The sequence below is a fragment of the Psychrobacter sp. FDAARGOS_221 genome, from assembly GCF_002313155.2.
Classification (GTDB): Bacteria; Pseudomonadota; Gammaproteobacteria; order Pseudomonadales; family Moraxellaceae; genus Psychrobacter.
Genome location: NZ_NWFK02000001.1, coordinates 22,647 through 48,391 on the forward strand (window position 1 = coordinate 22,647; position 25,745 = coordinate 48,391).

Below are 25,745 nucleotides of genomic sequence, written 5' to 3' on the forward strand. Positions count from 1 at the left end.
ATACCAATTAAAAACTAAAAAGACACCACTTTTTCAGCGTCTGCTAAAGCGGTTGCAAGATCACCCAATCCAACCAGCTCAAAGCCTGCTGCTAGATTGTCAGCTGCCAAACCATTTGAGGTTAAATCATGGCGTTTGGCATTGTCTTCATCGGTAATCCCACGCGTTAATGCGGTACTGACGCAAACCGGCAACGGCTGATGAAACTGCTCACTTAGTGCTCGCCATTTTTCGGTTAAGTTATCTCTGTCTGCACTCTGCCAGCGTAGTTTATTGGCCGTATGCGCCGCATCAGCATAAAAAAACACGCTCAGTTTTGATGAGCCCGAGTTGTCAGCAGCTTGTGACTGCAAAAAGGCGTGTGCATAACGATAGGCATGGGTGGCAAGCGGATGGCTTGGGTCAGCTGTGATCAGTAGTAGAGTTGAGGCAATAGTCATAATCAGGGCAACTGTATTTAATAAGATTCAGTGAATGTGATGACCTAAGTTAAGTAAATAACCTTTTATGCTAAAACAAGTTAGCTTAATACAGGTTAGGTCATTAAAAGCGTTATGGTTATATTTATTATTAGGGTTAAACCGCATTATCTCAAGAGCCTAGTGTTAAAAGATAGGCATCTATTAAGTGAGGTTTGTCATCAAACTGTGATTAAAGCGCCATAAAACTGTCAACTGCCATCCGTACAGTGAGGGTATAAAAAATATAACTCATTAGAGGACCTTTATGATAACTCGGTATTGGCAGCAAACACAGCAACCACACTTGCAATCACCTATTCAGCGCAAATCAATGCTGGGTGAGTCAGTAGGGCGCATAGAGCCAATGATGTTTTTCACTAAAAACACAACCTCCACTAAAAAAGCAACTTCTGACACATCTAACTTCCACAGTGCTAAGTCTCAATCATTTGAGCCTAATCATTCCGTAGTACAGCCTACTGATATGCCAACCCTGCACGTGCTATTGGTAACGGAAACTTGGTTACCTGACATGAACGGGGTGGCGATGAGCCTACAGCGTATCATGAAGCAGATGGCTGAGATGGGGCATCAAGTCAGTTTGGTAAGACCTAAGCCAAAAATGAGTGGTAACGATAAATACAAGTTGAGTGTTCAGCAGCTTGTAGAACAAAATAGCTTTATTGCAAATGACATACAAGTGAAAGGTATGTCGATTCCAAAGTATGCAAGCCTACAGTTTGGCCTGCCGTCTTATCCTACCTTTATAAAGACTTTAAAGCGCATTCGTCCTGATATTGTACATATTGCGACTGAGGGTCCTTTGGGGCTGGCGGCATTACTGGCTGCCAAGAGGCTTGGTATTTCTGCAACCACTGGTTATCACACTCAGTTTCATGACTTTAGCAAGCACTTTGGCCTTGGCGTCCTTGCTGAGCCGATCATGACTTATTTTAAGTGGCTGCATAATAGCTCTAAAGCAACCTGCGTGCCCAGTCGCAAAACTTACAATGACCTTGATCAGCTTGGTTTTAAACGTCTATACGAAGTGGGACGTGGTGTCGACTTGGTGCAGTTTAATCCGAAGCATCGTAGTAATGTGCTCAGAACAAAATGGGGTGCCAATAAAGATGACACCGTATTGGTGATGGTCAGCCGTTTATCACCAGAAAAAGGCATTGATTTGGTGATTAAAAGCTTTCAAGCTTTAAAGCAGTCTCAACCACAACGCGCACTGAAACTGGTTATCGTAGGTGATGGACCGGATAAACCACGACTGGAGGCTTTGGCGAAAAACAATAAAGCCGATATCCATTTTGCAGGGGCTCAAACCGGTTTGGATTTATCTGAGCATTATGCCAGCGGTGATGCATTCGTGTTTGCCAGTCAGGTAGAGACCTTTGGTAATGTGGTGATTGAAGCCATGGCCAGCGGGCTACCAGTGTATGCCTTTGATGATGCCGCAGCGGGCATGTTGGTAGGCTCTAATCAAACAGCTGAAGTGGATAACCATCCTATAAAAGATAATCCATCTATCAAACAGAGCGATAAAGGGGCATTGGCAGCATTGGGTAATGAGCAAGCTTTTATTAACATGGTCGCAAACCTACCTGAGCAAGCGCGGTTGCACCAGCAAGGTCAACTGGCGACAGCTAGTGTGGCACAATTTTCATGGCAGCGTCCTGCTAAGCAGATGCTGGAGATGTTTTATAACGCCATTGGTAAAAAGGGCTAAACAGGGCATGGCAAAAAACTAACGCAAAAATAAAAACCAAAGCGTTAATACTAAAATAAAAAGAGATAATAACAATAATAAAATTAAATAGTAAAAAACGATAATTAAAACAATAAGTTAATTGAATAAATTCAAATAAGGAGTAAGGTTAATAGTAATTATAGGGCAACATAAAAATTGGGCTAATGATAAATCAACGTGTGATCGCAATCTAGCAATTACACCAAGATCAATAGGTCAACCAATACAAGGGGATATGACGTGAGACGCAACCACACTAAACTTCCAGATACCAGCAAGCCTCGCACGCTTGCCAAGCAAAGTGTAGAGCCAAGTCCTTTGTTTGATTTATTCACCAAAAACTCCACCATGGCAGTGTATGTCAATCAGTTCATCTCTTGGGATACCAACCTGTGTATCCATATCAATCGATACTCAACCAACTATGTCATAGCCACCTTCTTTAAGGTGGTTAGTCGTTTAGGCGATGGATGGTTCTGGTATTTGATGTTAATTTCCGCTTTTGTATTAAATGGTTTATCGGCAATCATACCTTTAGTATCGACATTGGTTATCAGTCTTAGTGGACTGGCAATTTATAAACTACTAAAAGTTAAAACAGTGCGCCCAAGACCGTATCAAGTGCATCAAGTCATCGTATTGGGTGAGCGACCACTGGATGTGTTTAGCTTTCCCTCAGGGCATACCTTACAAGCGGTTTTATTCACCTCAACCTTAGGCAGCTATTTCCCTGAGTTGTTGCCTATCATGCTCCCGTTTGCTTTATTGGTTGCCTTATCACGTATGGTATTGGGCCTTCATTATCCAACTGATGTGTTGATTGGTGCCTGTATTGGTTATGCACTGTCTTTATGGGTAACCGATGTACAACAATTGATTGAGCAAGCAGTTGTGGTAATCGGTTAGATTTGAATCTAGTGTGGTTTGTATTATACGGCGGCTTTGAAAATTAAATAGTGGTTGTGGTTATAAGATGGAAATAGTTTTTAGATAAATTTAGTTGTTAGATAGCTATATTTATGTTATCAGTATGTCGTTATTAGAAAGCTATCACTGTTAATTATTAAAGCTAAATAGTATCCACTATCAATTGACCAGTAGCCATCATATAGCAATGGAAAGTAATGGATTAATTAAAAAAATATCGCTCACCTTATTTGCAACACAAGCAAAAAAAATTAATACAACCAGTCATCTTGTCAATGTCAGTTATGTGGTAGGCTTATAGATATATCAGTACATATTAGGAGCCGAGCCTTGCCATCTGCGAATCACACCTCTCATCTTTTAGCTCAAGACAAGCTAGCTCAAGACAAGCTAGCTCAAGATAAACAATCTATTTCATCCAATCAGACCATTCCCGCCAGCGCCATAACGCCTGAGTACATTGAACAATTAAGAATAGCCAGTCCATTTGCGTATCAAATTTGGCAAAGTAGACAATCTGTTTGTCAAAACTTTTTGACCAGCTATCCCTTAGGTGAGTCATTATCACCGCAACAAGTCTGTGATCTAATTGATGACTACACCTTAGACGATGGCCTCGATGGTGAGCTGCAGCGTGCTGATGAAGCAGGGGTCATGAAGGGGCTACGCCGCTTACGAGAGCTGCTAATGCTGCGCTGGATTTGGCAAGATGCACTAGGCATTATCAGTTTGGAGCGCCTAACCGCTGAGCTGTCTTATTTTTCTGATAACTGCATTATCTTTGTCAAAGACTATGTGTGGGAGACGATGGTCAAGCGCTATGGTCGGCCTACTTTTATCGATGCCAAAGGTCAACAACAAGTTGATGATATGGCCATCTATGCAATGGGTAAGCTTGGCGCTCAAGAGCTAAATTTATCCAGTGATATTGACTTGATCTTTGTGCATCGCGCGCGCGGTCAGACCGATGGAGATAAAACGCAAGGAACTAAGTGTATTGATAACAAGCGCTTTATGATCAAACTCGGTCAAGGCATTATTAAGATACTTGATACCAATACTGCTGATGGCTTTGTCTTTAGAGTGGATATGCGCCTGCGTCCATGGGGTGAGGGCAGTGACTTAGCGATTCATTTATCGGCGTTAGAGAAGTATTTTGCTGATCAAGGCCGTGCTTGGGAACGTTTTGCTTGGTTAAAAGCGCGTATTGTCAACGATATTGACAATACTTTTAAACAGAATCTAGACGACATTACCAAGCCGTTTGTGTTCCGCTATTATGTGGATTACAGTGCCTTTGCTGCACTGCGCGAAATGAAGTCATTAATTCAGAACCAAGTGGCGCAAAGGGAAGATTTAGACAACGTCAAATTAGGCGCGGGTGGTATTCGTGATATAGAGTTCGTAGTACAGGCCTTTCAGTTAATTTATGGTGGCCGTCATAGTCAGTTAGAGGTGAAACCTTGTTTGCAAGCCATGCAAGTGCTACATGAGTTTGACTTTTTAGATGACCAAACCTATCACAACCTAGAAGCTGCTTATCGATTCTTACGTCGTGTTGAACATGGTATTCAAGCCATTCATGATCAACAAACTCAAAAGCTACCCAGTGACCCTGAGTGTCAGCATAACTTAGCCATTACCTTAGGGTTTGACGGTTGGGATGCCTTCTTGCAGCAGCTTAATACGCATCGTAAAAATGTGCATATTCCCTTTGATCGGATGGTTACTGAGCGTCAAACGGCTACCAATACCAGTGTCGATGCTAAAGATGAGCTACAAAGCCTAACCCGTATCTTAACCGAAGAAAATAACAACAAGCTGGAGCAGTTTTGGAACAGTAAACTGGTCGCTAATTTGACCCAAGAAGCCAAGAATCGACTGGATACTGCCTATCCGGTGCTGGTGCATGCGCTACTTGAGCATGAGAATAAGCAGGGTAAGGCAAATGTGGCTTTGCCGCGCTTAATCGATCTATTAGAAGCCATCTGTCGCCGCTCTATTTACCTGGTGATGTTGGCTGAGAATCCTAATGCTACCGTCAACTTAATTCCCATGTTGTCAGCCAGTCCTTGGATTGCTGGCGAGTTGACGCGTTATCCTGTGCTTCTTGATTCATTTTTGCAGCAGCGCTACCGACATCTGCCGGACAAAGATGAGCTTGCCAATATCTTACGTCAGCGCTTATTGCGGGTTGAGCCAGATGATGAAGAGACACTGCTAAACGTGCTGCGACTGTTTAAAAACAACCAGGTATTGGCAGTCGCTGCCAGTGACGTGATCGCTGAACGTCCGATTATGAAAGTGTCAGATTCTTTAACTTATATCGCCGAAGTGGTGCTAGAGTTTACTTTGGAGCGGGCATTTTCTGAACTGGTTAAACGCCATGGCTATCCGATAAATCAACAAGGCGAGTCGGTGACGGAAGCACACAGTGGCTTTGCCATTATCGGCTACGGCAAGCTTGGCGGCATAGAGATGTCTTATACCTCTGATCTAGACTTAGTGTTTATCCATCAGATTAATGAGCAAGCGATGACTACCGGCGGCAAGCCGGTTAGCGGTATGAAATTTACCGCACGATTAGCACAAAAGCTAATGACATATCTGAATACTCAAACCCGCGATGGTCGTGCTTATGAAATTGACATGCGTTTAAGACCGTCGGGCAATGCCGGTATGATGGTGGTCTCAAGTCGTTCATTTGAGCGTTATCAGCTCGAAAAAGCTTGGGTGTGGGAGCATCAAGCCTTGGTGCGGGCACGTGTTATTTGTGGTGATAAGCGAGTGCAGCACAGTTTTAACCACATACGTAAGCAGGTGTTGACCCGTCATCTAGACATCAATGAGCTGAAACAGCAAGTGATTGAGATGCGTAATAAAATGAAAGATCATTTGGGCAGCAATCAACAAACCCAGCAGCAAGGCAAATTTCATTTAAAACAAGACGCTGGCGGTATTGTCGATATCGAGTTTATGGCTCAGTTTGGCGTATTGGCACATGCCCACGCACATCCTGAGCTGGCTCAGTGGAGCGACAATGTGCGTATCTTTGAAAGTATGGCAGCAGCCGGCGTTTGGGATGAAGAGACCTGTCAGGGCTTGATTCAAGCCTATTTGGACTTACGCACTGCAATACACAAAATTGCGCTGGCCAATGAAGATATCGTGGTCGATGTCAATCCGTGGCAGAAGACACGTGAATTTGTCATATCAAAATGGAATCAGATTGTTGTATAATTTTTACGTGGCTTTTATCAAACTAAAATTTGATGGTCAAATACATTCTCAGTGCTATACTTAAGCTTTAAAACTTATGCTTTATAAGAAATAAGTCATGAACCACTTAGGCGCTCAGCTTAAATGACTATCAGCGCTTAAATAAGTATCAGAACTTAAATGAAAGTAATATAAGTCTAAAATACAAAACGTTAGGGTTTATCCATACCTGTTTTAGTCAGATAGTCTAGATAGACCAAACAGGATGATAGACCCAGTCACTCTCTAAGTTATGGAATAATTATTATGAATATGGCAACAACCGACGGTAAACTTTGGCTAAATGGCACCATGCTTGAGCAGCCAGATGCTAAAATTCACGTACTAACCCACAGCTTGCATTACGGCATGGCTGTTTTTGAAGGGGTGCGTGCCTATGAAACGGATGACGGTCGTACTGCAATCTTCCGTCTTGATGATCATACCGATCGCTTGTTGGGTTCTGCTAAGATTTTCCAATTAGATGTGCCTTATGACAAAGCCACTTTGGATCAAGCACAAAAAGACGTGGTTAAGCAAAATAACTTAGCGTCTGCCTATATCCGCCCACTTATTTGGGTAGGTGCAGAAAAGCTGGGTCTGTCTTCACGTGGCAATAGTATCAATGCAATGGTTGCTGCCTGGCAGTGGGGCGCCTATCTTGGTGAAGAGGGTATTCAAAAAGGTATCCGAGTTAAAACCTCATCGTACACACACCACATGACCAATGTCACCATGTGTAAAGCTAAAGCAGCGAGCAACTATCCTGTATCGATCATGGCCAACCAAGAAGTAACACGCAATGGCTATGATGAAGCAATCCTAATGGATCCACAAGGTTATGTGTGCCAAGGCTCAGGTGAGAACTTATTCTTAGTTAAAAATGGCGAGTTACACACCCCAGATCTAGCCGGCGGTGCGTTAGATGGTATTACCCGTCGTACAATTATCCAGTTCGCTGAAGACTTAGGCATCAAGGTCATTGAACGCCGTATCACGCGTGATGAATTCTACCTTGCTGATGAAGTATTCATGACAGGTACTGCTGCTGAAGTAACACCAATTCGTGAATACGATGATCGCACTATTGGTAATGGCGGACGCGGTGAAATCACTGAGAAGCTACAGACCTTATACTTCGATGTGGTGCATGGCCGCAATGAACAATACAAGCATTGGTTAAGCTTCATTGACTAAAATAGCTCGTTTAGTGAGTTGTTAATAAGCAGTTATGCAGCTAACTATTTAGCCAGTAACTGATTTATAAAAAAGCAAAGGTCAGTGCCTTTGCTTTTTTGTTTTAGTGCTTTTTAATTGATAGAGAATGACGGTATTTGCTTTTAAGGTTATAATAGTACTTTTATCCTATACACCCCACTGAATGACTTTTATCATAAAAACTTATTACAAAAAAAGACTAAATACTATGAAAATTCTAATAACAGGTGGCGCAGGATTTATTGGTTCTGCTGTGGTGCGTCATATTATTGAAAACACCCAAGATGAGGTGCTCAATATTGATAAATTGACGTATGCAGGCAATCTAGAATCGCTGGACAGCGTCTCAGACAACCCTAGATATCGCTTTGAGCAAATAGATATTTGTGACAGACAGGCGTTAGAGCAAGCTTTTGCTAGCTTTAAACCGGATGCCATTATGCATTTAGCCGCTGAGTCACATGTTGATCGCTCTATTGACGGGCCTGCTGAATTTATACATACCAATATTGTTGGCACTTACACTCTGTTAGAAGTGGTGCGCCAATATTGGCAACAATTAGATGCTGACAAAAAACAACGCTTTAAGTTTCACCATATCTCAACTGACGAAGTGTATGGCGATTTAGAAAATACCTCTGATTTATTTACAGAGACCACGCCTTACGCACCAAGTTCGCCTTATTCTGCTTCGAAAGCCAGCTCTGACCATTTGGTTCGCGCTTGGCATCGTACTTATGGTCTGCCAGTAGTAATTACTAATTGTTCTAACAACTACGGACCATATCACTTTCCTGAAAAATTGATTCCACTGGTTATCTTAAATGCACTTGAGGGTAAGTCGTTACCTGTCTATGGTACAGGTAATCAGATTCGTGATTGGCTATATGTAGAAGATCATGCCCGTGCGTTATATAAAGTGGTAACTGAAGGCGTGGTAGGAGAAACTTACAATATTGGCGGACACAATGAGAAGCAAAACATCGAAGTGGTTAAGATGATTTGCCACATCTTAGATGAATTGCAACCACAAGCTGATGGTCAATCCTATGAGTTGCTTATTACCTTTGTTAAAGATCGTCCAGGTCATGATCTGCGTTATGCTATTGATGCCACTAAGATTCAACAAGAGCTTGGCTGGAGGCCGGAAGAAACTTTTGATACCGGTATCCGTAAAACAGTACAATGGTATCTAGACAACCTAACTTGGTGTCGACGAGTTCAAGACGGCAGTTATCAACGTGAAAGATTGGGAGTACAGCCAGAATGAGTAAAAACATGAGTACCAAAGGCATTATTCTTGCAGGAGGCTCAGGAACACGCTTGTATCCTATCACTAAAGGGGTCTCTAAGCAGCTACTGCCAATCTATGATAAGCCAATGATTTATTATCCGTTGTCTGTGCTGATGCTGGCAGGGATTCAGGATGTTTTAGTCATTAGTACCCCAGAAGATATCGATGGTTTTAAGCGTTTGCTTGGTGATGGCAGTCAACTGGGTATTGATATTGATTATGCGGTTCAACCAAGTCCTGATGGGTTAGCACAAGCGTTTGTTATCGGTGAAGACTTTATTGATGATAGTAATGTGTGCTTGGTGTTGGGCGATAATATCTTTTATGGTCAAGGCTTTACGCCCATGTTAAAAAAAGCAGTAGAACGTCCATCCGGCGCTACTGTGTTCGGTTATCAAGTCAAAGACCCTGAGCGTTTTGGTGTGGTTGAGTTTGATGACAATCAACGCGCCATTTCATTAGAAGAAAAACCGGCGCATCCAAAATCGAATTTTGCGGTCACAGGTTTGTACTTTTATGATAATGATGTGGTTGAAATGGCCAAGAAAGTACAGCCATCAGATCGAGGCGAGCTTGAGATTACCAGTATCAATCAGATGTACCTACAGCGTGGCGACTTAAATGTTGAATTACTCGGTCGTGGTTTTGCTTGGTTAGATACTGGCACACATGAAAGCTTGCTTGAGGCAGGGATGTTTGTTGAAACTATTGAAAAGCGTCAAGGTTATAAAGTGGCCTGTCTTGAAGAAATTGCCTATAACAATGGTTGGCTAACCGAAGATGAGGTATTACAGCAGGGTCAAAAGCTGAGTAAAAATAGTTACGGTCAATATTTATTAGCACTGGCAGAAGGCAAGTTATGAGTTTAGTTAATTTGATTGATTTGCCAGTATTAGGCGATGATAGAGGCTCGTTGGTTGCCATTGAAGCAATGGACACCATTCCGTTTGAAGTTAAGCGGGTCTATTATATTTTTGATACCAAAGCTGGCGTTTCGCGCGGTTTCCACGCCCATCATCAGCTACAACAATTGGCTGTGTGCGTATCAGGAAAATGTCGGATGCGTTTAGATAATGGTCAAACCAAAGAAGATGTTTGGCTTGATTCACCAAGTAAAGGTCTGTTAATCGGTGATATGATATGGCGTGAGATGCATGATTTTAGTGAAGAATGTGTGCTACTGGTATTAGCCAGTGAGCATTATGACGAAGCCGATTATATCCGTGATTATGATGAGTTTTTGAAGAGCGTCAATCAATGAGTTTTATTCACCCATTAGCAGATGTGAGTTCTACCCATTTAGGTGAAGGTACTAAGGTTTGGCAATTTGTGGTCATTCTTAAAGGCGCTATTATTGGCAGAAACTGTAACATTTGTGCTCATACCTTTATTGAGGATGATGTAATAATTGGTAATAATGTAACACTAAAATCAGGTGTGTATGTTTGGTCAGGTACAAGAATTGAGGACGATGTATTTCTAGGTCCTAATGCAACTTTGACTAATGATATGATGCCGCGATCAAAACAATATCCTGATAGATTATTTGGTATTACCTTAAAAAAAGGGGCAAGTATTGGTGCTAATGCCACGCTTTTACCAGGTGTGACTATAGGTGAATACGCTATGGTAGGTGAGCTATGCTGAAAAAACCGTAGACAAAAACTTGGTAAACTAAGGAAGACAAATAGGAGTTTACCATGACAAAGAAAGCTAAAAGATACAGTGAAGAATTTAAAGCAGAAGCAGTTAAAGCAATAGAGAATAATGGTGGCAATGTTAGTGCTACAGCTAGGCGGTTAGGGCTGCCAATGCAGACACTGGCTAACTGGCAACGAAAAGCCAATCAAGGCATGCTCAAGGGTACTAAGCAATACGATCCAGAGCTTGTTTCAGCCCTTGAAGAAATGAAGCGTTTAAAGCGTGAACTAAAAATAGCACAAGAAGAACGAGAGATACTAAAAAAGGCCACGGCGTACTTTGCGAAACACGGTCAGTAAGGTACGCCTTTATTGACCATCACAAATATGAATTTAGCATTACCAGCATGTGTAAAACCCTTGATATTAAACCATCAAGCTACTATGACTGGACCAAGCGTAATATCAGTGCTCAGCAAATACATCGTAACCGCTGTGAGCTGCTTGTAAAAGCTGCGCATAGTGAGACTAAAGAGCGATATGGTTATCAGCGTCTGCATGCACATTTAAGTGAGCATGGACATGAGATTAGCAAGTACATGGTGCGTAGTATCAAGGAAGAACATGACATCAAATGTAGACGTCATAAACGCTTTAAAGTGACAACGGACTCAGACCATAACAAGCGAGTCTATCCTAATTTTCTTAAACAACAGTTTGGCGTTAACCGTCCTAATTGTGCTTGGGTCAGTGATATAACCTATATTTGGACAGATGAGGGCTGGCTTTATTTAGCAGGCGTCAAAGACTTATATACCAAAGAATTGGTTGGCTACGCTATCGATAAACGCATGAAAGCAGATTTAGTCTGTAGAGCCTTAAATAAAGCAATCAAGGATAAACGACCTAGCCAAGGGCTTATTGTACATTCAGATAGAGGCAGCCAGTATTGCAGCGAAGATTATCGCAAAATGATCAGTAAATACGGTTTTAAAGGATCTATGAGTGCGAAAGGTAACTGTTATGACAATGCGCCAATAGAGAGCTTCTGGGGCGTTTTAAAGAATGAGCTGATATATCATCATAATTACAAAACTCGATTTGAAGCAATCAACAGTATCATAAAATATATCGAGTTAGATTACAATCAAGTCAGGATTCAGCAGAGTTTAGGTATGAGATCGCCAAGACAAGTTTGGATGGATTTCTATCGTCAAGCTGCCTGATCAAAATCTCCCAAGTTTAGGTGTACGGATTTGACGGCAGGGGTCAAAACAGTACAACACAGTTAAACACGGCTAATCCTGCTTTGGATATTGAAGATGACGATGATTTAGACGGCTTTATCAATGTGACCGAGCAATCTATTAAAGCGTTGGTCACACAGCTACAAAGCGCAAATAGCTTTGATGAGATGCTAACTCTTCTTAATGACGCTCAATTAAACACCAGTGATATTGCGGATGCGTTGGCATTGGCTGGCATTAAGGCTTTTGCTGATGGGGTTAAATAATGGCGGACAAACTTTTAGATGACGAACCCAAAGTTATACCTCATGAGGCCATTGCTTATATTAAGAGTAAAAAGCTGGCAACCAGCTATAACTGGTCAGAGATATACGCACAACAGCATGCCTCAAAGTTTACGGTTGCTAAGATTATGGAGATGGATGTATTAGATGACATCCATCAATCTGTAATTGAAGCCGTTGCTGAAGGACAAAGTTTTTACACATTTAAAAAAGGCATACTTAATCGACTTGGTGAGTCTGGCTGGGGTAACTTTGAGCAAGCAGATGAGGTAACTGGCGAAAAAATAACCCGATTGTCAAACCGTCGATTAAGAAAGGTCTACAGCGTTAATAAAACTCAGTCTTATCACACAGGCTCTTGGCATCGGTTTGAGACTAACAAAGCCACTCACCCTTACTTACGCTATCGCCTTGGGCCAAGCAAAGAACATAGACTTGAACACAAAGGGTTTGAGAGCTTGGTATTGCATGTTGATGACCCGTTCTGGCAAACACATATGCCTATGAATGGCTGGGGCTGTAAGTGCTGGGTGCAAAGCCTAACTGCTGAAAAAGCGGAGAAAATGGGTATCAGCAAATCACCCGAGGTTGAATTGCATGACTGGGTGAATAAATCAACTGGTCGTATTCATAAAGTGCCCAAGGGTATTGATCCAGGATTTGAATATAATGTCGGTAAGCATCACGAACATAAAGCGCTTGAGATGGTGACAGATAAGCTGTCACAGGTCGTGACGCAAAACCCAGGCTTAGCCAATGCCACCATGACAGCCTTGCTTAATGATACAGCTCAAAAAGCGATGATAGCTAAAGTGGTACATGACATGGTTACTGATATTGCTGAGAATAAGCGTGCTTATGGCAATACGCTGGCAGTTGGCACTATAAAAGATGAGGTTGTTGATAAGCTTGAGCAACTGGGTAAAGCGCCATACCATCGCATTATTGCCGTACGAGATGTGGATATATTGCATGGTTTAAGAGATAGTAAGCAGAAATTAGATAAGCATTTAGATATAGAGTTCTGGCAAAACCTACCAATCGAGCTACAAAACCCTACTGCAATTTTATTACAGAGTAAAGAGCAACAACGGCAAAAGAATGCACTTGATACATTAGTGTTTGTTTACGCTCAACAAAATGGAAAGCTACTCGTTAAAGTTGATTATGCTGTCAAAACAAAAGATACCAATGGCGAGAAAAAACAAATTTTATTGAATTTGGTAAAAACAGGGTCGGCGTTATCTAAGGATGAGCTATCTACTTTAAGGGCGTTTGAACTACTGTGGGGGGAGTTATAAGAAAAGATGGCGTTTTTATGTTGGGTTGGATTTGAACCAACGTCACTTGCTAACCTATTTTTGTAATACCGCCATCATAATACTACAAAACCACAGTTAACAATCCCTTCTACCTGAATTGGGCTCTACAACATAAAAACTAACTAATATTATACGCCAAACCCCACTCCTATCAAGTAAAAATCAGTAAACCACTTTAATAATACCCTCCTTGACATATTGCTAATCTAAGCAATATGAAAACACCTCTATATACCACGCTTAACAATACCAATCAAAGTCAAAGTGACGTTATCACTGCACTTTGCCGTAGCTTGCCGTCTGACTCTAATACAGACAGCGGGCTATGGTTGCCGCTTATTCCCATTGGTAAGTTTAGTGGACGTGATGGACGTAGCTGGAACAACAGCGACCCTGAAGCGGTCATTAAAAACACCACCCTGCCGTTTATCTTAGATATCGACCATGCCAGTGAAACCACACCAAACACTGAAGCTAGCGGCTGGATAACTCAGCTTAAGATTGAGAACAACCATATCTTGGGATTGCTTGAGCTCAATGGTCTTGGCAAACAAGTCATAGCCGATAAGCGTTATAAATTCTACAGCCCCGCCTTTAACGTCACCAAAGATGGCGTGGTACATGCACTAGCTAGTGTCGGCTTGACCAACAAGCCGAACTTAAATGTACCCGCCCTAAATAATGCAACCACCAACCCAACGCAAAAGGACACTCCTATGGATCCAGAATTATTAAAAGCCCTTGGCTTACCTGAGGATGCTGATCAAGCAGCAGTGCTTGACGCTATCAAAGCATTAAAAGCTGCTAAGTCAGAAAAAGAGCCACAAACGCCTGATTTAAATAGCTTTGTGCCGCAAGCAACCCACACTCAAGTGGTCACTGAGCTTAATACTGCTAAACAACAGCTTGCAGACATGAAAGCTGCAAAGCATCAAGAAGCAGTAGAGACGGCCATTAACACGGCTATTGTAGATAAAAAGATTGCCCCTGCTGATAAAGAGTTTTACACAAAATGTTGCTCAACTGAGCAAGGCTTGGCTGACTTTAATAAGTTTGTATCAACCAAAGCAGCAATTATTGGCGACAGTAACTTACCAAATACATCACCCAAAGATGACAAAAGCACAGAGCTAAACAGTGCGCAACAAGCAGTCCTGGCTCAAATGGGTGTTGTCTTAGATTAAGCAACACCTGCTTTAACACTTTATTAATCAGTAAATTTATTCAAGTAAATCATAAAACATAAGGAACAAGCTCATGGCTTTAGTTAATGCTGCAACGCTATCAGCACTCAATACGGCGATTAAACAGACATTCCAAAAAGGTTTGGACAGTGTTGAACCTGAATACACCCAGATTGCGACCGTCGTACCCTCTAGCACTGCCAGCAACACTTACGGATGGCTGGGTGAAATGCCGGACATGCGGGAATGGATCGGTGAACGTGTGCTAAATGATATTAAAACGCACGGTTACACCATTGTTAATAAGCTGTATGAATCAACGATTGCGGTGAAACGTACTGATATCGAAGATGACAATCTTGGCACATTAACCCCACTTGCAGAAGCACATGGCCGCCGTGCGATGCAACATCCAGATAAGCTGGTGTTTGGTGCATTAAAAGACGGTCGCAACCAACTGTGCTATGACGGCCAAAACTTCTTTGATACTGATCATCCCGTGTATGAAAAGCACGATGGTACTGGCTCTGCCACCACTGTATCAAACCTTGACTACGATGCTGACTCTGGTGAACCAGCGTGGTATTTGCTAGATACCAGCAACATCATCAAGCCAATCATCTTTCAGAAGCGTAAAGACGTTGAGCTGACAAGCATGACCAAGCTGGATGATGAGTCAGTATTTATGCAAGACATCTTCCGTTGGGGCGCTCGAGCACGTCATAACGTCGGCTATGGCTTTTGGCAAATGGCGTATATGTCAAATAAACCATTAACTAGCGACAATCTAAACGCTGCCATTGCACATATGCAGTCACAAAAGGCTGACGGTGGCCGTGAGCTTGATATTAAGCCTACTTTGCTAGTTGTCCCACCATCACTACGAGCCAAAGCGTTAGAGCTCGTAAAAGCGGAACGCTTGGCGAATGGTCAGACCAACATCAACAAAGATGTGGTTGATGTGTTAGTCACTCAGCGAGTGTAACCAATCTTTTAATGTAACGATTTAACACCAAGCTGGGCTAAAACGCCCAGCCCTTAAATCACATAACTTAATAACTTAGCTTTATAAAAATCAAAGGACACAAACATGAGTAACAAAGTTTTAGTATCAGTGATGGCAGCCGGTTGCCTAAGTCGATTTCGTAATGGCATGCAATTCACAAAGACACCAAGAGATATTGAGGTTACGCAAAGCGAGCTGGCAGCGCTTGAAGCCGATAGTTATCTTAAAGTTAAGGTGCTCTCCGATGATGCTGATATCAAAAATGCAAGCGGTTCATTGGGCGTTGATGAAGATATCGCAGCAGATTCAGGTGCTGATACGGCTCAAAGCGATGATGCAGGTGCAAATGCTACTGAAAGCGATGATGATTCAGAGGCATCTGTTGAGCGTTTAGCTGTCATCACTGAGTCAATGCGTGGCTTAAATCTTGATATGACAGCAGATAAGCCAACTGTCAAAGAGCTTAAAGATGCTGGTCTTGATGTGAGCGCAAAAGAGCGTGATCACGCTTGGGATGTGCTTGTTGCCGAATATACCGAGAGTATCCCAGAATGAGCTATGCCGCTGTCACAGATCTAGAATTGCGCTTGGGCACGCAGACAGTTATTGAACTGACTAACCCGAAGCGCCGTGCTGACAGCATTAATACGCCAGTTGCTGATGCAGCTATTGCAGATGCCACTGGCATTATTGATAGCTATATCGGTCAGCGTGTGAGCCTGCCGCTTGATATCGTACCTGCTTTAGTTAAGACGCTGGCTATTGATTTAGCTGTGTACTATCTAAAGGTCAAGCTTGGTAATACAGGCAATGCGGATAACGCTACTACTAAGCTATACGATGATGCCATCAAGCATCTTGAGCGATTTGCCAAGGGCGACACCAGTCTTGGCTTAGCTATTCCTGAAGATAATGGTGATGATGACGCCAATCAAACCAGTGATCATGCAGACATTAGCAGTGAGCCACGGCAGTTTACTCGTAATAAGATGGGTCGTTTAACTTAGCATAAAAATATTAAGAGGTTGGGTTATGTACGCATCTGATGAACAAAAAAGCGCCCAGCAAGCGATAAAAGATTTTAATGAAGTTATTCGTCCTATTATTGCTAATCTAAGTTTAGAAAATGAAAAAAAAGGCTATGCAAAAGCTTTGTTTATATTAGCTTGTCATGAGCTAGCAGCTGCAACTGGTGATAAATTCGAATTTACAGTCGATTTTTTAACTAGCGCTGCTAAAAGCTATTTTGAAGATCATGCTTCTCAGACGCCCTCTGAGCCGTCGTAAAGATAAAAAGCGGTCATAGCACCATAATTAAGTTTTGAACAAATTTAAAAAGGGTTTAAAGCGATTTAAAAAGGGTTTGATGTGAGTACAGCGATAACATGGCAAGGCTTGGCTGATTGTAGAGCGCTTTTTGCAAGATTGCGTGAGCAGACTGACGACTTGACCCCAATACTCGACACCATTGGTCATGAGCTCACTGAAAGTACAAAAGAGCGTATCGCTGATGAAAAGAAAACGCCTGAAGGCACAGCGTGGAAACCTCTCACTGAAAAGTACGCCAGATATAAAAGCCGAAAATCAAGCGGTGGCTTACTTGTATATACAGGCATGTTATTGCAATCAATTACATACAACGTGCCTACTCAACGCAAAGTAGTGGTTGGTGCAACTGAAGAATATGCTAAATATGTCCAAGCAGAACGTCCATTTTTGGGGATTAGTAATGATGACAGCAACGCCATTATCAAGCACATTAAGCGAGCATTAAGAGATGCAAATTAGACAACAAATCGCCCAGCGTATCAATGACTATGACCAAGCTCATGACCAGTTATTTATTGAGGTTGCTGACAGCGGGCAACTTGATGAGGTGCTAAGAAACCGAAGTACAACTGAAGCTTGTTATGTCATCAAATTGGAAACGCAAGCGCAAAGCCAAAGCGAATACTATCAAGCCGTTACGGAGCGTTATCAGATTATTACTATTTGCAGTAACTACACAGATAGCTATGGTGCAGCGGTTGGTGAACGTGCGGAAGCCATGCAAGATACGGTGTTTAACGCTATTAGTGGCTTTATTTGTACTAAAAAAGGTGACACCACTGACCCGCTCAAGTTTGTCACTGGCGGACTGGTCGATCTAAAAGACAGCTTGCACGTGTGGGCGGACATATATGAGCTGGGCTATACCCAACAAATTAATCAGCAATAAAGGAGTAAATGATGCCACAAGTTGCATTAAGTCGTAAATTCAAGAAAAAGCTATTGCTATGGGGTATTGGTGACCTCGCCGCTAACGAGCTGACACCCGTTGAAACTAAGGATGTCGATATTAGCTTTGAAGGTGACACCATCGAGCAAGAAAAAGACGGTGAAAGCTGGGGTGCTAACAAGAAGTTTCGTACAACAGATAAGGTCAAAATCACAGGTAAAGTCGCATTTGCAGCAAGTGGCACCGCCGGTACCGCCCCTGCTTATCGTGACTTGTTCTTGATGGCTGGGCATAGTGAAACTGTATCAGAAGAAGGAAGTACAGTCACTTATACGCCTGAAACCACAGACACCAATCATGGCACCGTGGCGTTTTTACTCGATGGGCAGTTTCACATTGGCAAAAAGGCCCAAGCTGAAGTCAAACTATCAGCGAACAGTGGCGAACTTGGCTACTGGGAGTTTGAAATTAGCATGGTAGGCGGTACTGTGCCAATCGAAAAACCGAGCGACTTAAATACAATCGTTGAAGGTTATAAAACACCAAAAGCGGTTAACTTCGCTAACACGCCTGTATTTAAGCTGGGTAATAAAGACTATGCCATGAAAAGCTTCAGCCACACCACAGGCAATGAGGTGACCTCGCTTGATATGGTCAACCACCAATCATCCATGATTAGTGACCGCAAACCTGTGGTTTCTATTACCGTTGGTGCGCCGCAATTAAGCGAGATTAACTTATATCAAAAAGCCTGGGACGGTGAAGAAATGCCATTGGTGCTTGAGCACGGCACCACGGCCGGTCAGAAAATCAAACTGGACTATCCAGCGGTAGCTTTAGATATCCCCAAAGCGACCGATATGGACGGTGCATTGGGCTACGAGATTGAGTGCAGCGTCATGCAATCAGCAAGCAAGCCACCATACACCATTGTATTTAGTTAACTCATCAATCCAACTCTAACCTAGCAGTTAACCCGTTTAACTGCTTTTAAACCCACTTAAATTAGGAATAAAACCATGTTTAAACTTAGCGATGTCACCGATACCTATCCTTGGACAGTAACTATTAAGATGCCACATAACGGCAGTTATAAAAAGACAACTGTAAAAGTGGACTTTAACCGTTTACCACATGATGAACGTATGCGTTTAATGGAGCGTATCCAAACAACGCAAGACGTTGAAAGCGTAGAAGAAGTTGAAAACGACTTCTTTGATAAGGTCTTTGCTGGTTGGCATGCAGGTCAAGTGAAAGATGAGAATGGTGACGACTTAGAAGTTACTGACGATACTAAACGCCAAGTGCTGACTATTTCAGAGTTTCGCCAAGCTGTTATTGATGGCTACTTTGACAGTGTGGCTGGTGACAAGCTAAAGCAAAAAAACTCCATGCGCTAGGTAGTCATGTGGCTTGTCAACGGCAAGCCTATCAAACCTACCTAGCCGACCAACAAGCCCTTGATGACGCATTTGCAGAGTTTGGCGTTGAAGCAGAAAAAGAAGAGTTTGAATTTGAAGTGATGACAATATGGCGTGAGTTTGAACCAATCTTGCCGTTATTTGACTACATTGTATTACAGCACAATAGCTTTAACGGTCATGTTATGGGGATTGATTGGATTGCAGTAGATATTTTGCTAAGACGAGAAGATGTCACTGTAACGCCAGATGACTTTGCAAACTTTAGAGCCGCCACCGATGGCTATGTGAATAGCATCAATGAGCATTTAACACATGGCTCTACAGCCTAAACAGTAAACAGCTTTAATAATACTCAGCAAGCCCAGTGTTTATCTTAAACACTGGGCTTTTTGTATTTATATTAAAGGATAAATAAATGGCTGAAGAGCTAAAGTTTGGGCTAGTTATATCTGCTGACGGCACAGCAGCGATACGTACACTTGAAGAACTTGAAGACGGTCTAAATGACGTTGATAAGACGTCAGACAAGGCAGGCAAAAGCACAAGCACAACGTTTGATACGATGCGACAACGTGCAATGAGTTTCGGTGGCACGCTAGCCAACGTAGCTAAAAAAGTAACCATGTTTGGCGGTGTAGTTGGTACGTTGGCAGGTGCGTTAAGTTTAAATTCTCTCGTAGATACTCAACGTCAGTTTGATGTGCTTAACTCTCAGCTTGTTACAGCAACAGGCGGAACAAAAGAAGCGGCTGCTGCATTCGATGAGTTGACTAAGTTTGCATCAACAACGCCTTATGCTCTGGAGCAATCTGTCAGTGGGTTTGTGCAGCTCAAAAACTTAGGCTTAGATCCAAGCATGCGTAGTATGCAAAGCTACGGCAACTTTGCAGCGGCTATGGGTAAAGACTTAAATCAGATGATTGAAGCCGTTGCTGATGCGTCTACATTTGAGTTTGAGCGATTAAAAGAGTTTGGTATCAAAGCTAGTCAGCAAGGCAATAAAGTAGCGTTTACTTTCCAAGGCGTCACTACAACGGTTGGTAAAAATTCAAAAGAAATTCAGGAATATCTATTAGCTATCGGTGAGACAAAGTTTGGTGATGCGATGGCTAACCGAGCCAAGACCTTGGATGGTGCGCTTAGTAATTTGGGTGACAACTTCAATAGTTTGAAGCTGGCGGTAGTGCAATCAGGTATTGGTGATGTCATACAAGACATCGTTATCAGAGCGTCTGACGGTCTAGCAAGGATGACAGATGCGTTGAGAGAGCCTGAAAACGCCGCTAAGCTCAAAAGTGCTATTGAGTCAGTAGGTGATGCTTTTAATCAACTGCAAGGCTTTGTTGATCAAGCAAAAGATGTTATTGCGCATGTCATCGAAGTAATGAGCCAACCTGAGAATATCGAAAGAATGCATAGTGCATTGGATGCGCTGGGTGATGCTTTTAATGATTTGAAAGATTTTGCATCACAAACAATTGATGTCATCGGTCAAGTAACAGATTTTTTAATTGATAACAAAGAGATTGTTATCGCGTTAGCGAGCGGTGTTGCGGCGGCAGCGTCCGCATTTTTGTTATTAAACGGTGTGATTGCTGCTTGGACAGCAATTGGTACAGCAGCAACCGCAGTAACTACGGCATTTGGTATTGCTGTCGGTATTGCCACCAGTCCAGTCACTCTGATATTAGCAGCAATCGCAGGCTTAGTCGCTGTCGGTGTCTATTTATACCGCAACTGGGATGAGTTGTCTGCAAAAGCAAGTGAAGTCTGGCAAGGCATCAAAAACTATGTGTCTGAAGCGTGGGAAGGTGTTAAAGCCAAGACGTCCGAAGTATGGGAAGGCATCAAGAGTAAAGTAGCCGAAGTATGGGACGGCATCAAGCAGAAAGTTGTCGATACTGTGGCGGGCTTACCGCAGCCGGTGCAAGACATGATTACCAATATACAGTCTATGTTTACTGGTATCAAAGATCTGGCTGTTGCTGCTTTTGAGTTTGTTGCAGACAAGGCACTGTGGGCTGTCGAACAAATTACTGTCATTTGGCAAGGCGCAAAAGAAGTCTTTAGCACGGTTTGGGATGGCCTGTCAGCGGCTGCATCTGTTGTATTTGAGAGTATCAAAGGTGTTGTAGCGACTGGCTGGGAAGCGATTAAGTCAACTGTGAGTGCTGGTGTTGATATCGTTGTATCAGTGACTAAAGTTGCGTTTGATGGTTTAAAGACCGCCATATCAAATACATGGGATGGTATAAAAGCCTTTGCCAGAGATGGTTGGCAGGCCTTAAAAGCTATCTTTACAGCAGGCATTACCGCTGTCGCTATTGTATTTAACACAGGGTTTAATACGGTTAAAACGGTTGTTAAAACTGCTTTTAATGCGATTAAAGCGCTGGCAAAAGGCGATATTGAGGGCTTTAAAACAACGATTAAATCAGGGCTGGATAAGCTAAAAGGCATTGCTAAAACAGCAATCAGTCAGTTTGTTGATGCATTTGGCACTTTGGGATCTAAGCTGTTGCAGATTGGACGGGATGCTGTACAAGGTCTCATTAATGGTGTTAAGGAAAAAATCAGCGGTGCGATTGATGTTGCTCGCAATTTAGCAAGTAGTGTCAGCGATACTGTCAAAAACTTCTTTGTCATCCGATCGCCATCAAGACTATTTAAAAAGTTTGGTGAATGGCTGTCAATAGGCTTGGGCTTGGGTATTAAAGGCAAGCAAAGCGAGGCTGTACAAGCGGCGCTAAATCTGGCTCAAAATATCTATAATGCGATGAGTGGCATTAAAAAAGACATCGCTTTATTCGGCAAAAATAGTGAGTTAGCCAGCTTTGATTATGACCGTGCAAACGGTATGTATAAGGGTATCAAAGACAGCGTATTAAACAGCTATCGCAATTTAATCAAAGCAAAAGAAGATTTAATCAAACTGGATGCCGAAATAAACAAAGTAAATGAGTTTACGATTCGACAGCAAACGTCTTTAGAGCAGTATGCGTTTGAAACATCGCTGATCGGCAAGCAAGCCGATGAAGTTGAGCGCTTGCGGTTTAGTCACAACCTACTTAATCAAGCCAAACAAGATGGCAAAGATTTATCTGAGCAAGCCCAACAGCAGTTGTTGGCAACCACACAACAAATCATTGCTCAGCGTGAAGAATTGGTTGCTTTACGCACTAAGAAACAAGAAGCTGAAAAGATGGCAGACTTTACTGCTCGACAGCAATCAGCTTTAGAAAAATACGCTTTTGAAACCTCACTGATTGGCAAGCAAGCCGATGAGGTTGAACGCTTGCGCTTTGAACGTAACTTGTTAAACCAAGCGGAGCAAGCAGGTATTACTTTATCAGAACAGGCAACCCAAAAAATCATAGCACAGCGTGAAGAACTGATTGAGCTACGCAAGCAACAGCAAGCGCTACAAGATAATAACTGGGTCGATGGATTGCAGTCAGGCTTTCAAAGCTTATCTGATGGCGCTAAGAGCTTGAATGAAACTATGCAACAGGCCACGACTGGCGCCTTTAACAAAATGAGTGACAGCTTTAGTAACTTTGTGGCGACGGGCAAAGGCAGTTTTAAAGACTTAACCGCATCTATCTTACAAGATATTAGTAAGATGCTGATTAAGTTTGCTATGTTACGTGTCGCTAAAATGGCTGTGGGTATGTTTGAAGACGGTGGTGCTTTTGCTGGCAGCGGTCTGCTTGAGCTTGCTAAAGGCGGTGCGTTTAATAATCAAGGCATCCAGTACTATGCCAATGGCGACATCTTTAATAAGCCAACAGCTTTCCGGCATGCTGGTGGTCTTGGTGTCATGGGTGAAGCAGGCCCTGAAGCGGTTATGCCATTAACTCGTGGACCTAATGGCAAGCTAGGTGTACAAGTCTTTAACAGCAAACAGAATAATCAATCTGCTGGTGTTGTTAATCAAGTGAAGATTGATATACATATCAATAGTGACGGTGCTAGTGCAGACGTACAGACAACTACCCAAGACAGCAAACAACTTGCTGAGTCTTTAAAGGCAGTTGTGTTGCAAACGTTGCAGAACGAGATAAGACCAGGGGGAATGTTAGCCCCTGTCTAAATGTTTTGCAGTGATTAGTAATAACAGGGTATGATTAAAGTTTAAACGAGCACAGATAAGGTTGAGTTATGATTAAGAAAATCCTAATTGGTTTTGGTTTATTTTTACTATTTATCCTAATAATTGGCTTTTTTGCAGGTGAAGATACTACTGAAAGCCCAGAAGATAAAACGGTAGAGGCGACACCAGTAGAAATGACGGCTACAGAAACAGAAACGCCTGAAGTGGCACCTGAGCAAGTATCAGTAGAGCCAGAACCTGACATGACACCAACAGAGGTTGCACCCGTTGAAGACACCAAAACAGTAACACCACCTGCCAAAGTAGAAAAAGAAGCTAAAGAGGCTGAGACTGTAAAGCTGAAAGAAAAAAAAGCGGATGACGGCAAACTGTCTGATGCAAAAAAAGCCGAAATAATTGAGTATTTTAAGGGTAATGATGAACCGAATGTTCTTGATGCATTATTCCCTTATGACACATTAAAGTTAGGTATGCATAATGACAGCGGCAATCGTGACGGATATGCAGAGTATGCTTGCGAAGTGCTTAAATCAGACTTTAATGTTAAGCAGGCTGTTATTGTAAGAATTATTGATATTGATAAGCTTGTTAGCTCAGATAAATGGGAAACCATCGGTGAGGCAAACTGTAACTAATAAACAGTGATAACTATCTTTTAAAGCTCTTTTAACCAACCGTTAAAGGGGTTTTTTAATGCCTAAAAATCAGTAAATCACTTTAATAAAGATAATATAGTTTTAGAGCTATTATAAGAATGTAGAACAAGCGGCCAGCAGATATTGACAGTATCTACTAGCCCCGCAGGTGAAAACACCACCATTGGCAAGGCTTGCCTCCCCGTACGGAGAACGCATAGCCTACCTATATTTTTTGTTAAAATCAATGGTGGTGTAATTATGCAATCAATTAGATGCAAATCATGTAATAAGCTTTTAGCCAAAGCAAGATATCAACAGTTAGAAATCAAATGCCCTCGTTGTAAACTCTTAAATAAACTGAGCGTCAGGAACGCCTTACAAGAAGACCATGAGTCTCATACTATTCAGGTTAAGACTCGTGGACAATCAAATACCCAAGCTATACAACAAAGCACCAACTCCGTTTGTCGGTCAAAAACGTAATTTTTTAAAAGCCTTTCGTCAAGTCATTACTGAACACATTAGTGATGGCGGTGAAGGCTGGACGATTATTGATGTCTTTGGCGGTAGTGGTTTATTAGCAAATAATGCTAAGCATCTATTGCCCAAAGCTCATGTTATCTATAACGACTTTGATGATTACAGCAGTAGATTGAGGAATATAGCAGATACTAATAGGCTGCTTATACTTTTAACAGAGGTGCTTAAAGACTCACAACGAGGCAAAAAGCTATCTGTAGAAGTAAAAGCAAGGATCAAAGCTGTAGTTACTAGCTTTAATGGGTTTGTAGATTTGCAGACATTGAGCACTTGGTTGTTGTTTAGCGGTAAGCAAGTCAGCACGCTGGATGAGTTGTGGCAACATACGATGTATAACACTATTAGACGCACTCAATATCAAGGTGCTGATGGCTATTTTGATGGTATTGAGATAACTTGCGAATCATTTGAATCACTAATGCCAAAGCATCAAGATAGCGATAAGACACTGTTTATATTAGACCCACCTTATGTCAGCACTAAACAAGGGGCATATGCACTTGACGAATACTTTGGCATGGTGCAATTTTTAAAACTTATGAACTTAACTAGCCCTCCATATATTATGTTCAGTAGCACACGCAGCGAATTGTTAAGTTATTTAGACTATATAAAAGAGTTTGATGCAAAGGCATGGGATAAGCTGGGCAACTATGATGTAATTAGTCAAACATCGAATATTAATAATAAAGCCCGCTATGTTGATAATATGATTTATAAGTTTTGATGAATGACTCAGGTCATTGATTCTAGCCCTTGATATAACTATCAAGGGCTTTTTTAATGCCTAAAAATCAGTAAACCACATTAATAACCGCATAACTCACGCCCTGCTAATCTAAGTATATGAAAACATTTACTTATGACATTGGCATACAAGCGGCAGGCAGCACTGACAACGATGTTGTGATTGTGCAATTTGGTGACGGCTATGCCCAGCGTCAGCCCAAAGGTCTTGCACCACGTTTAGAGCATTGGCAAGCAAGCAAAGTTGGCAATAAAGCCACTATTGATGAGATCAAAGCCTTCCTTGATGCACACACAGTAACGCCGTTTTTATGGCGTGTCACAAGTGATGAGCCTTTGCGTAAATACATAGCCAAAGATATATCACGCAGCCCACAGGGTGGCAGTAAATGGACGCTGAATTGGACGATGCAACAAGTACTAGCGTAATAACAATCACACCCCCAACCAATCCAAACGGAGCAAAC

At 42.2% G+C, this 25,745-nt stretch carries 27 protein-coding genes; 26 read left to right on the forward strand and 1 reads right to left on the reverse strand.

The features are described from left to right. Positions 1–14: 14 nt before the first annotated feature. A complete protein-coding gene (gene tusD, locus A6J60_RS00125; protein WP_096064195.1) occupies positions 15–440 on the reverse strand; it encodes a sulfurtransferase complex subunit TusD in 426 nt (141 codons plus the stop codon). A gap of 286 nt (positions 441–726) precedes the next feature. Between tusD and A6J60_RS00130 the strand changes: the two genes are divergently transcribed. From A6J60_RS00130 to A6J60_RS00255, 26 genes are all read left to right on the forward strand, one after another. After that, entirely contained in the window at positions 727–2,196 is a 1,470-nt protein-coding gene (locus A6J60_RS00130; RefSeq protein ID WP_227525999.1) for a glycosyltransferase family 4 protein, read from the forward strand. 261 nt (positions 2,197–2,457) lie between these two features. Continuing rightward, positions 2,458–3,123 (forward strand): phosphatase PAP2 family protein, encoded by a 666-nt coding sequence (locus A6J60_RS00135; protein ID WP_413772350.1) that lies wholly within the window; start codon positions 2,458–2,460, stop codon positions 3,121–3,123. A gap of 351 nt (positions 3,124–3,474) precedes the next feature. Next, complete coding sequence (gene glnE, locus A6J60_RS00140) at positions 3,475–6,384, forward strand: bifunctional [glutamate--ammonia ligase]-adenylyl-L-tyrosine phosphorylase/[glutamate--ammonia-ligase] adenylyltransferase (protein ID WP_413772351.1); 2,910 nt, start codon at positions 3,475–3,477, stop codon at positions 6,382–6,384. A 285-nt stretch (positions 6,385–6,669) separates the two neighbouring features. Beyond that, the gene (locus A6J60_RS00145) at positions 6,670–7,599 is read left to right on the forward strand and encodes a branched-chain amino acid transaminase (protein ID WP_096064196.1); all 930 of its coding nucleotides are present in this window, start codon (positions 6,670–6,672) and stop codon (positions 7,597–7,599) included. 229 nt (positions 7,600–7,828) lie between these two features. Continuing rightward, the gene (rfbB, locus tag A6J60_RS00150; protein WP_096064197.1) at positions 7,829–8,890 is read left to right on the forward strand and encodes a dTDP-glucose 4,6-dehydratase; all 1,062 of its coding nucleotides are present in this window, start codon (positions 7,829–7,831) and stop codon (positions 8,888–8,890) included. Positions 8,891–8,898: 8 nt separating this feature from the next. Then, positions 8,899–9,777, forward strand: a complete 879-nt coding sequence (rfbA, locus tag A6J60_RS00155; RefSeq protein WP_096066388.1) for a glucose-1-phosphate thymidylyltransferase RfbA — start codon at positions 8,899–8,901, stop codon at positions 9,775–9,777. Continuing rightward, positions 9,774–10,175, forward strand: a complete 402-nt coding sequence (locus tag A6J60_RS13665; protein WP_096064198.1) for a sugar 3,4-ketoisomerase — start codon at positions 9,774–9,776, stop codon at positions 10,173–10,175. Before rfbA ends, A6J60_RS13665 begins: the two co-directional genes overlap by 4 nt. Beyond that, positions 10,172–10,561: an acyltransferase gene (locus A6J60_RS13670; RefSeq protein WP_096064199.1), complete on the forward strand. Its 390-nt coding sequence runs from the start codon at positions 10,172–10,174 to the stop codon at positions 10,559–10,561. The genes A6J60_RS13665 and A6J60_RS13670 overlap by 4 nt, the downstream gene beginning before the upstream one ends. Before the next feature lie 53 nt (positions 10,562–10,614). Further along, positions 10,615–11,780 (forward strand): IS3 family transposase gene (locus A6J60_RS00170; RefSeq protein ID WP_096064200.1). Its coding sequence is split into 2 segments (ribosomal slippage): positions 10,615–10,873 and positions 10,873–11,780, totalling 1,167 coding nucleotides; the frame shifts between segments, so codons are not numbered across the junction. 20 nt (positions 11,781–11,800) lie between these two features. After that, entirely contained in the window at positions 11,801–12,067 is a 267-nt protein-coding gene (locus tag A6J60_RS00175; RefSeq protein ID WP_096064201.1) for a hypothetical protein, read from the forward strand. Then, positions 12,067–13,386: a phage minor head protein gene (locus A6J60_RS00180; protein WP_096064202.1), complete on the forward strand. Its 1,320-nt coding sequence runs from the start codon at positions 12,067–12,069 to the stop codon at positions 13,384–13,386. The genes A6J60_RS00175 and A6J60_RS00180 overlap by 1 nt, the downstream gene beginning before the upstream one ends. Before the next feature lie 236 nt (positions 13,387–13,622). Beyond that, positions 13,623–14,591 carry a phage protease gene (locus A6J60_RS00185; protein ID WP_096064203.1) on the forward strand — a complete coding sequence of 323 codons (969 nt, stop codon included), beginning with the start codon at positions 13,623–13,625 and terminating at the stop codon, positions 14,589–14,591. Positions 14,592–14,664: 73 nt separating this feature from the next. Then, positions 14,665–15,576 carry a Mu-like prophage major head subunit gpT family protein gene (locus A6J60_RS00190; protein WP_096064204.1) on the forward strand — a complete coding sequence of 304 codons (912 nt, stop codon included), beginning with the start codon at positions 14,665–14,667 and terminating at the stop codon, positions 15,574–15,576. Between the two features lie 105 nt (positions 15,577–15,681). Next, the gene (locus A6J60_RS00195; RefSeq protein ID WP_096064205.1) at positions 15,682–16,152 is read left to right on the forward strand and encodes a hypothetical protein; all 471 of its coding nucleotides are present in this window, start codon (positions 15,682–15,684) and stop codon (positions 16,150–16,152) included. Next, positions 16,149–16,604 carry a gp436 family protein gene (locus tag A6J60_RS00200; protein WP_096064206.1) on the forward strand — a complete coding sequence of 152 codons (456 nt, stop codon included), beginning with the start codon at positions 16,149–16,151 and terminating at the stop codon, positions 16,602–16,604. The genes A6J60_RS00195 and A6J60_RS00200 overlap by 4 nt, the downstream gene beginning before the upstream one ends. A 25-nt stretch (positions 16,605–16,629) precedes the next feature. Continuing rightward, the gene (locus A6J60_RS00205; RefSeq protein ID WP_096064207.1) at positions 16,630–16,884 is read left to right on the forward strand and encodes a hypothetical protein; all 255 of its coding nucleotides are present in this window, start codon (positions 16,630–16,632) and stop codon (positions 16,882–16,884) included. 81 nt (positions 16,885–16,965) lie between these two features. Beyond that, positions 16,966–17,385 carry a phage virion morphogenesis protein gene (locus A6J60_RS00210; protein WP_096064208.1) on the forward strand — a complete coding sequence of 140 codons (420 nt, stop codon included), beginning with the start codon at positions 16,966–16,968 and terminating at the stop codon, positions 17,383–17,385. Further along, complete coding sequence (locus A6J60_RS00215) at positions 17,375–17,815, forward strand: hypothetical protein (protein ID WP_096064209.1); 441 nt, start codon at positions 17,375–17,377, stop codon at positions 17,813–17,815. The genes A6J60_RS00210 and A6J60_RS00215 overlap by 11 nt, the downstream gene beginning before the upstream one ends. 8 nt (positions 17,816–17,823) lie before the next feature. Next, positions 17,824–18,759, forward strand: coding sequence for a hypothetical protein (locus A6J60_RS00220; protein ID WP_127891419.1), 936 nt, complete (start codon positions 17,824–17,826; stop codon positions 18,757–18,759). Between the two features lie 75 nt (positions 18,760–18,834). Then, positions 18,835–19,215: a hypothetical protein gene (locus tag A6J60_RS00225; RefSeq protein WP_096064211.1), complete on the forward strand. Its 381-nt coding sequence runs from the start codon at positions 18,835–18,837 to the stop codon at positions 19,213–19,215. 8 nt (positions 19,216–19,223) lie between these two features. Further along, positions 19,224–19,568: a hypothetical protein gene (locus tag A6J60_RS00230; protein ID WP_096064212.1), complete on the forward strand. Its 345-nt coding sequence runs from the start codon at positions 19,224–19,226 to the stop codon at positions 19,566–19,568. Between the two features lie 86 nt (positions 19,569–19,654). Next, a complete protein-coding gene (locus A6J60_RS00235) occupies positions 19,655–23,332 on the forward strand; it encodes a phage tail tape measure C-terminal domain-containing protein (RefSeq protein ID WP_096064213.1) in 3,678 nt (1,225 codons plus the stop codon). Positions 23,333–23,400: 68 nt separating this feature from the next. Continuing rightward, complete coding sequence (locus A6J60_RS00240; protein WP_096064214.1) at positions 23,401–23,988, forward strand: hypothetical protein; 588 nt, start codon at positions 23,401–23,403, stop codon at positions 23,986–23,988. A gap of 261 nt (positions 23,989–24,249) precedes the next feature. Beyond that, positions 24,250–24,474 (forward strand): Com family DNA-binding transcriptional regulator, encoded by a 225-nt coding sequence (locus tag A6J60_RS13705; protein ID WP_096064215.1) that lies wholly within the window; start codon positions 24,250–24,252, stop codon positions 24,472–24,474. Further along, positions 24,410–25,258, forward strand: coding sequence for a DNA adenine methylase (locus tag A6J60_RS00250; protein ID WP_227526000.1), 849 nt, complete (start codon positions 24,410–24,412; stop codon positions 25,256–25,258). Before A6J60_RS13705 ends, A6J60_RS00250 begins: the two co-directional genes overlap by 65 nt. 119 nt (positions 25,259–25,377) lie before the next feature. Continuing rightward, positions 25,378–25,707 carry a phage tail protein gene (locus A6J60_RS00255; protein ID WP_096064217.1) on the forward strand — a complete coding sequence of 110 codons (330 nt, stop codon included), beginning with the start codon at positions 25,378–25,380 and terminating at the stop codon, positions 25,705–25,707. Positions 25,708–25,745 lie beyond the last annotated feature (38 nt).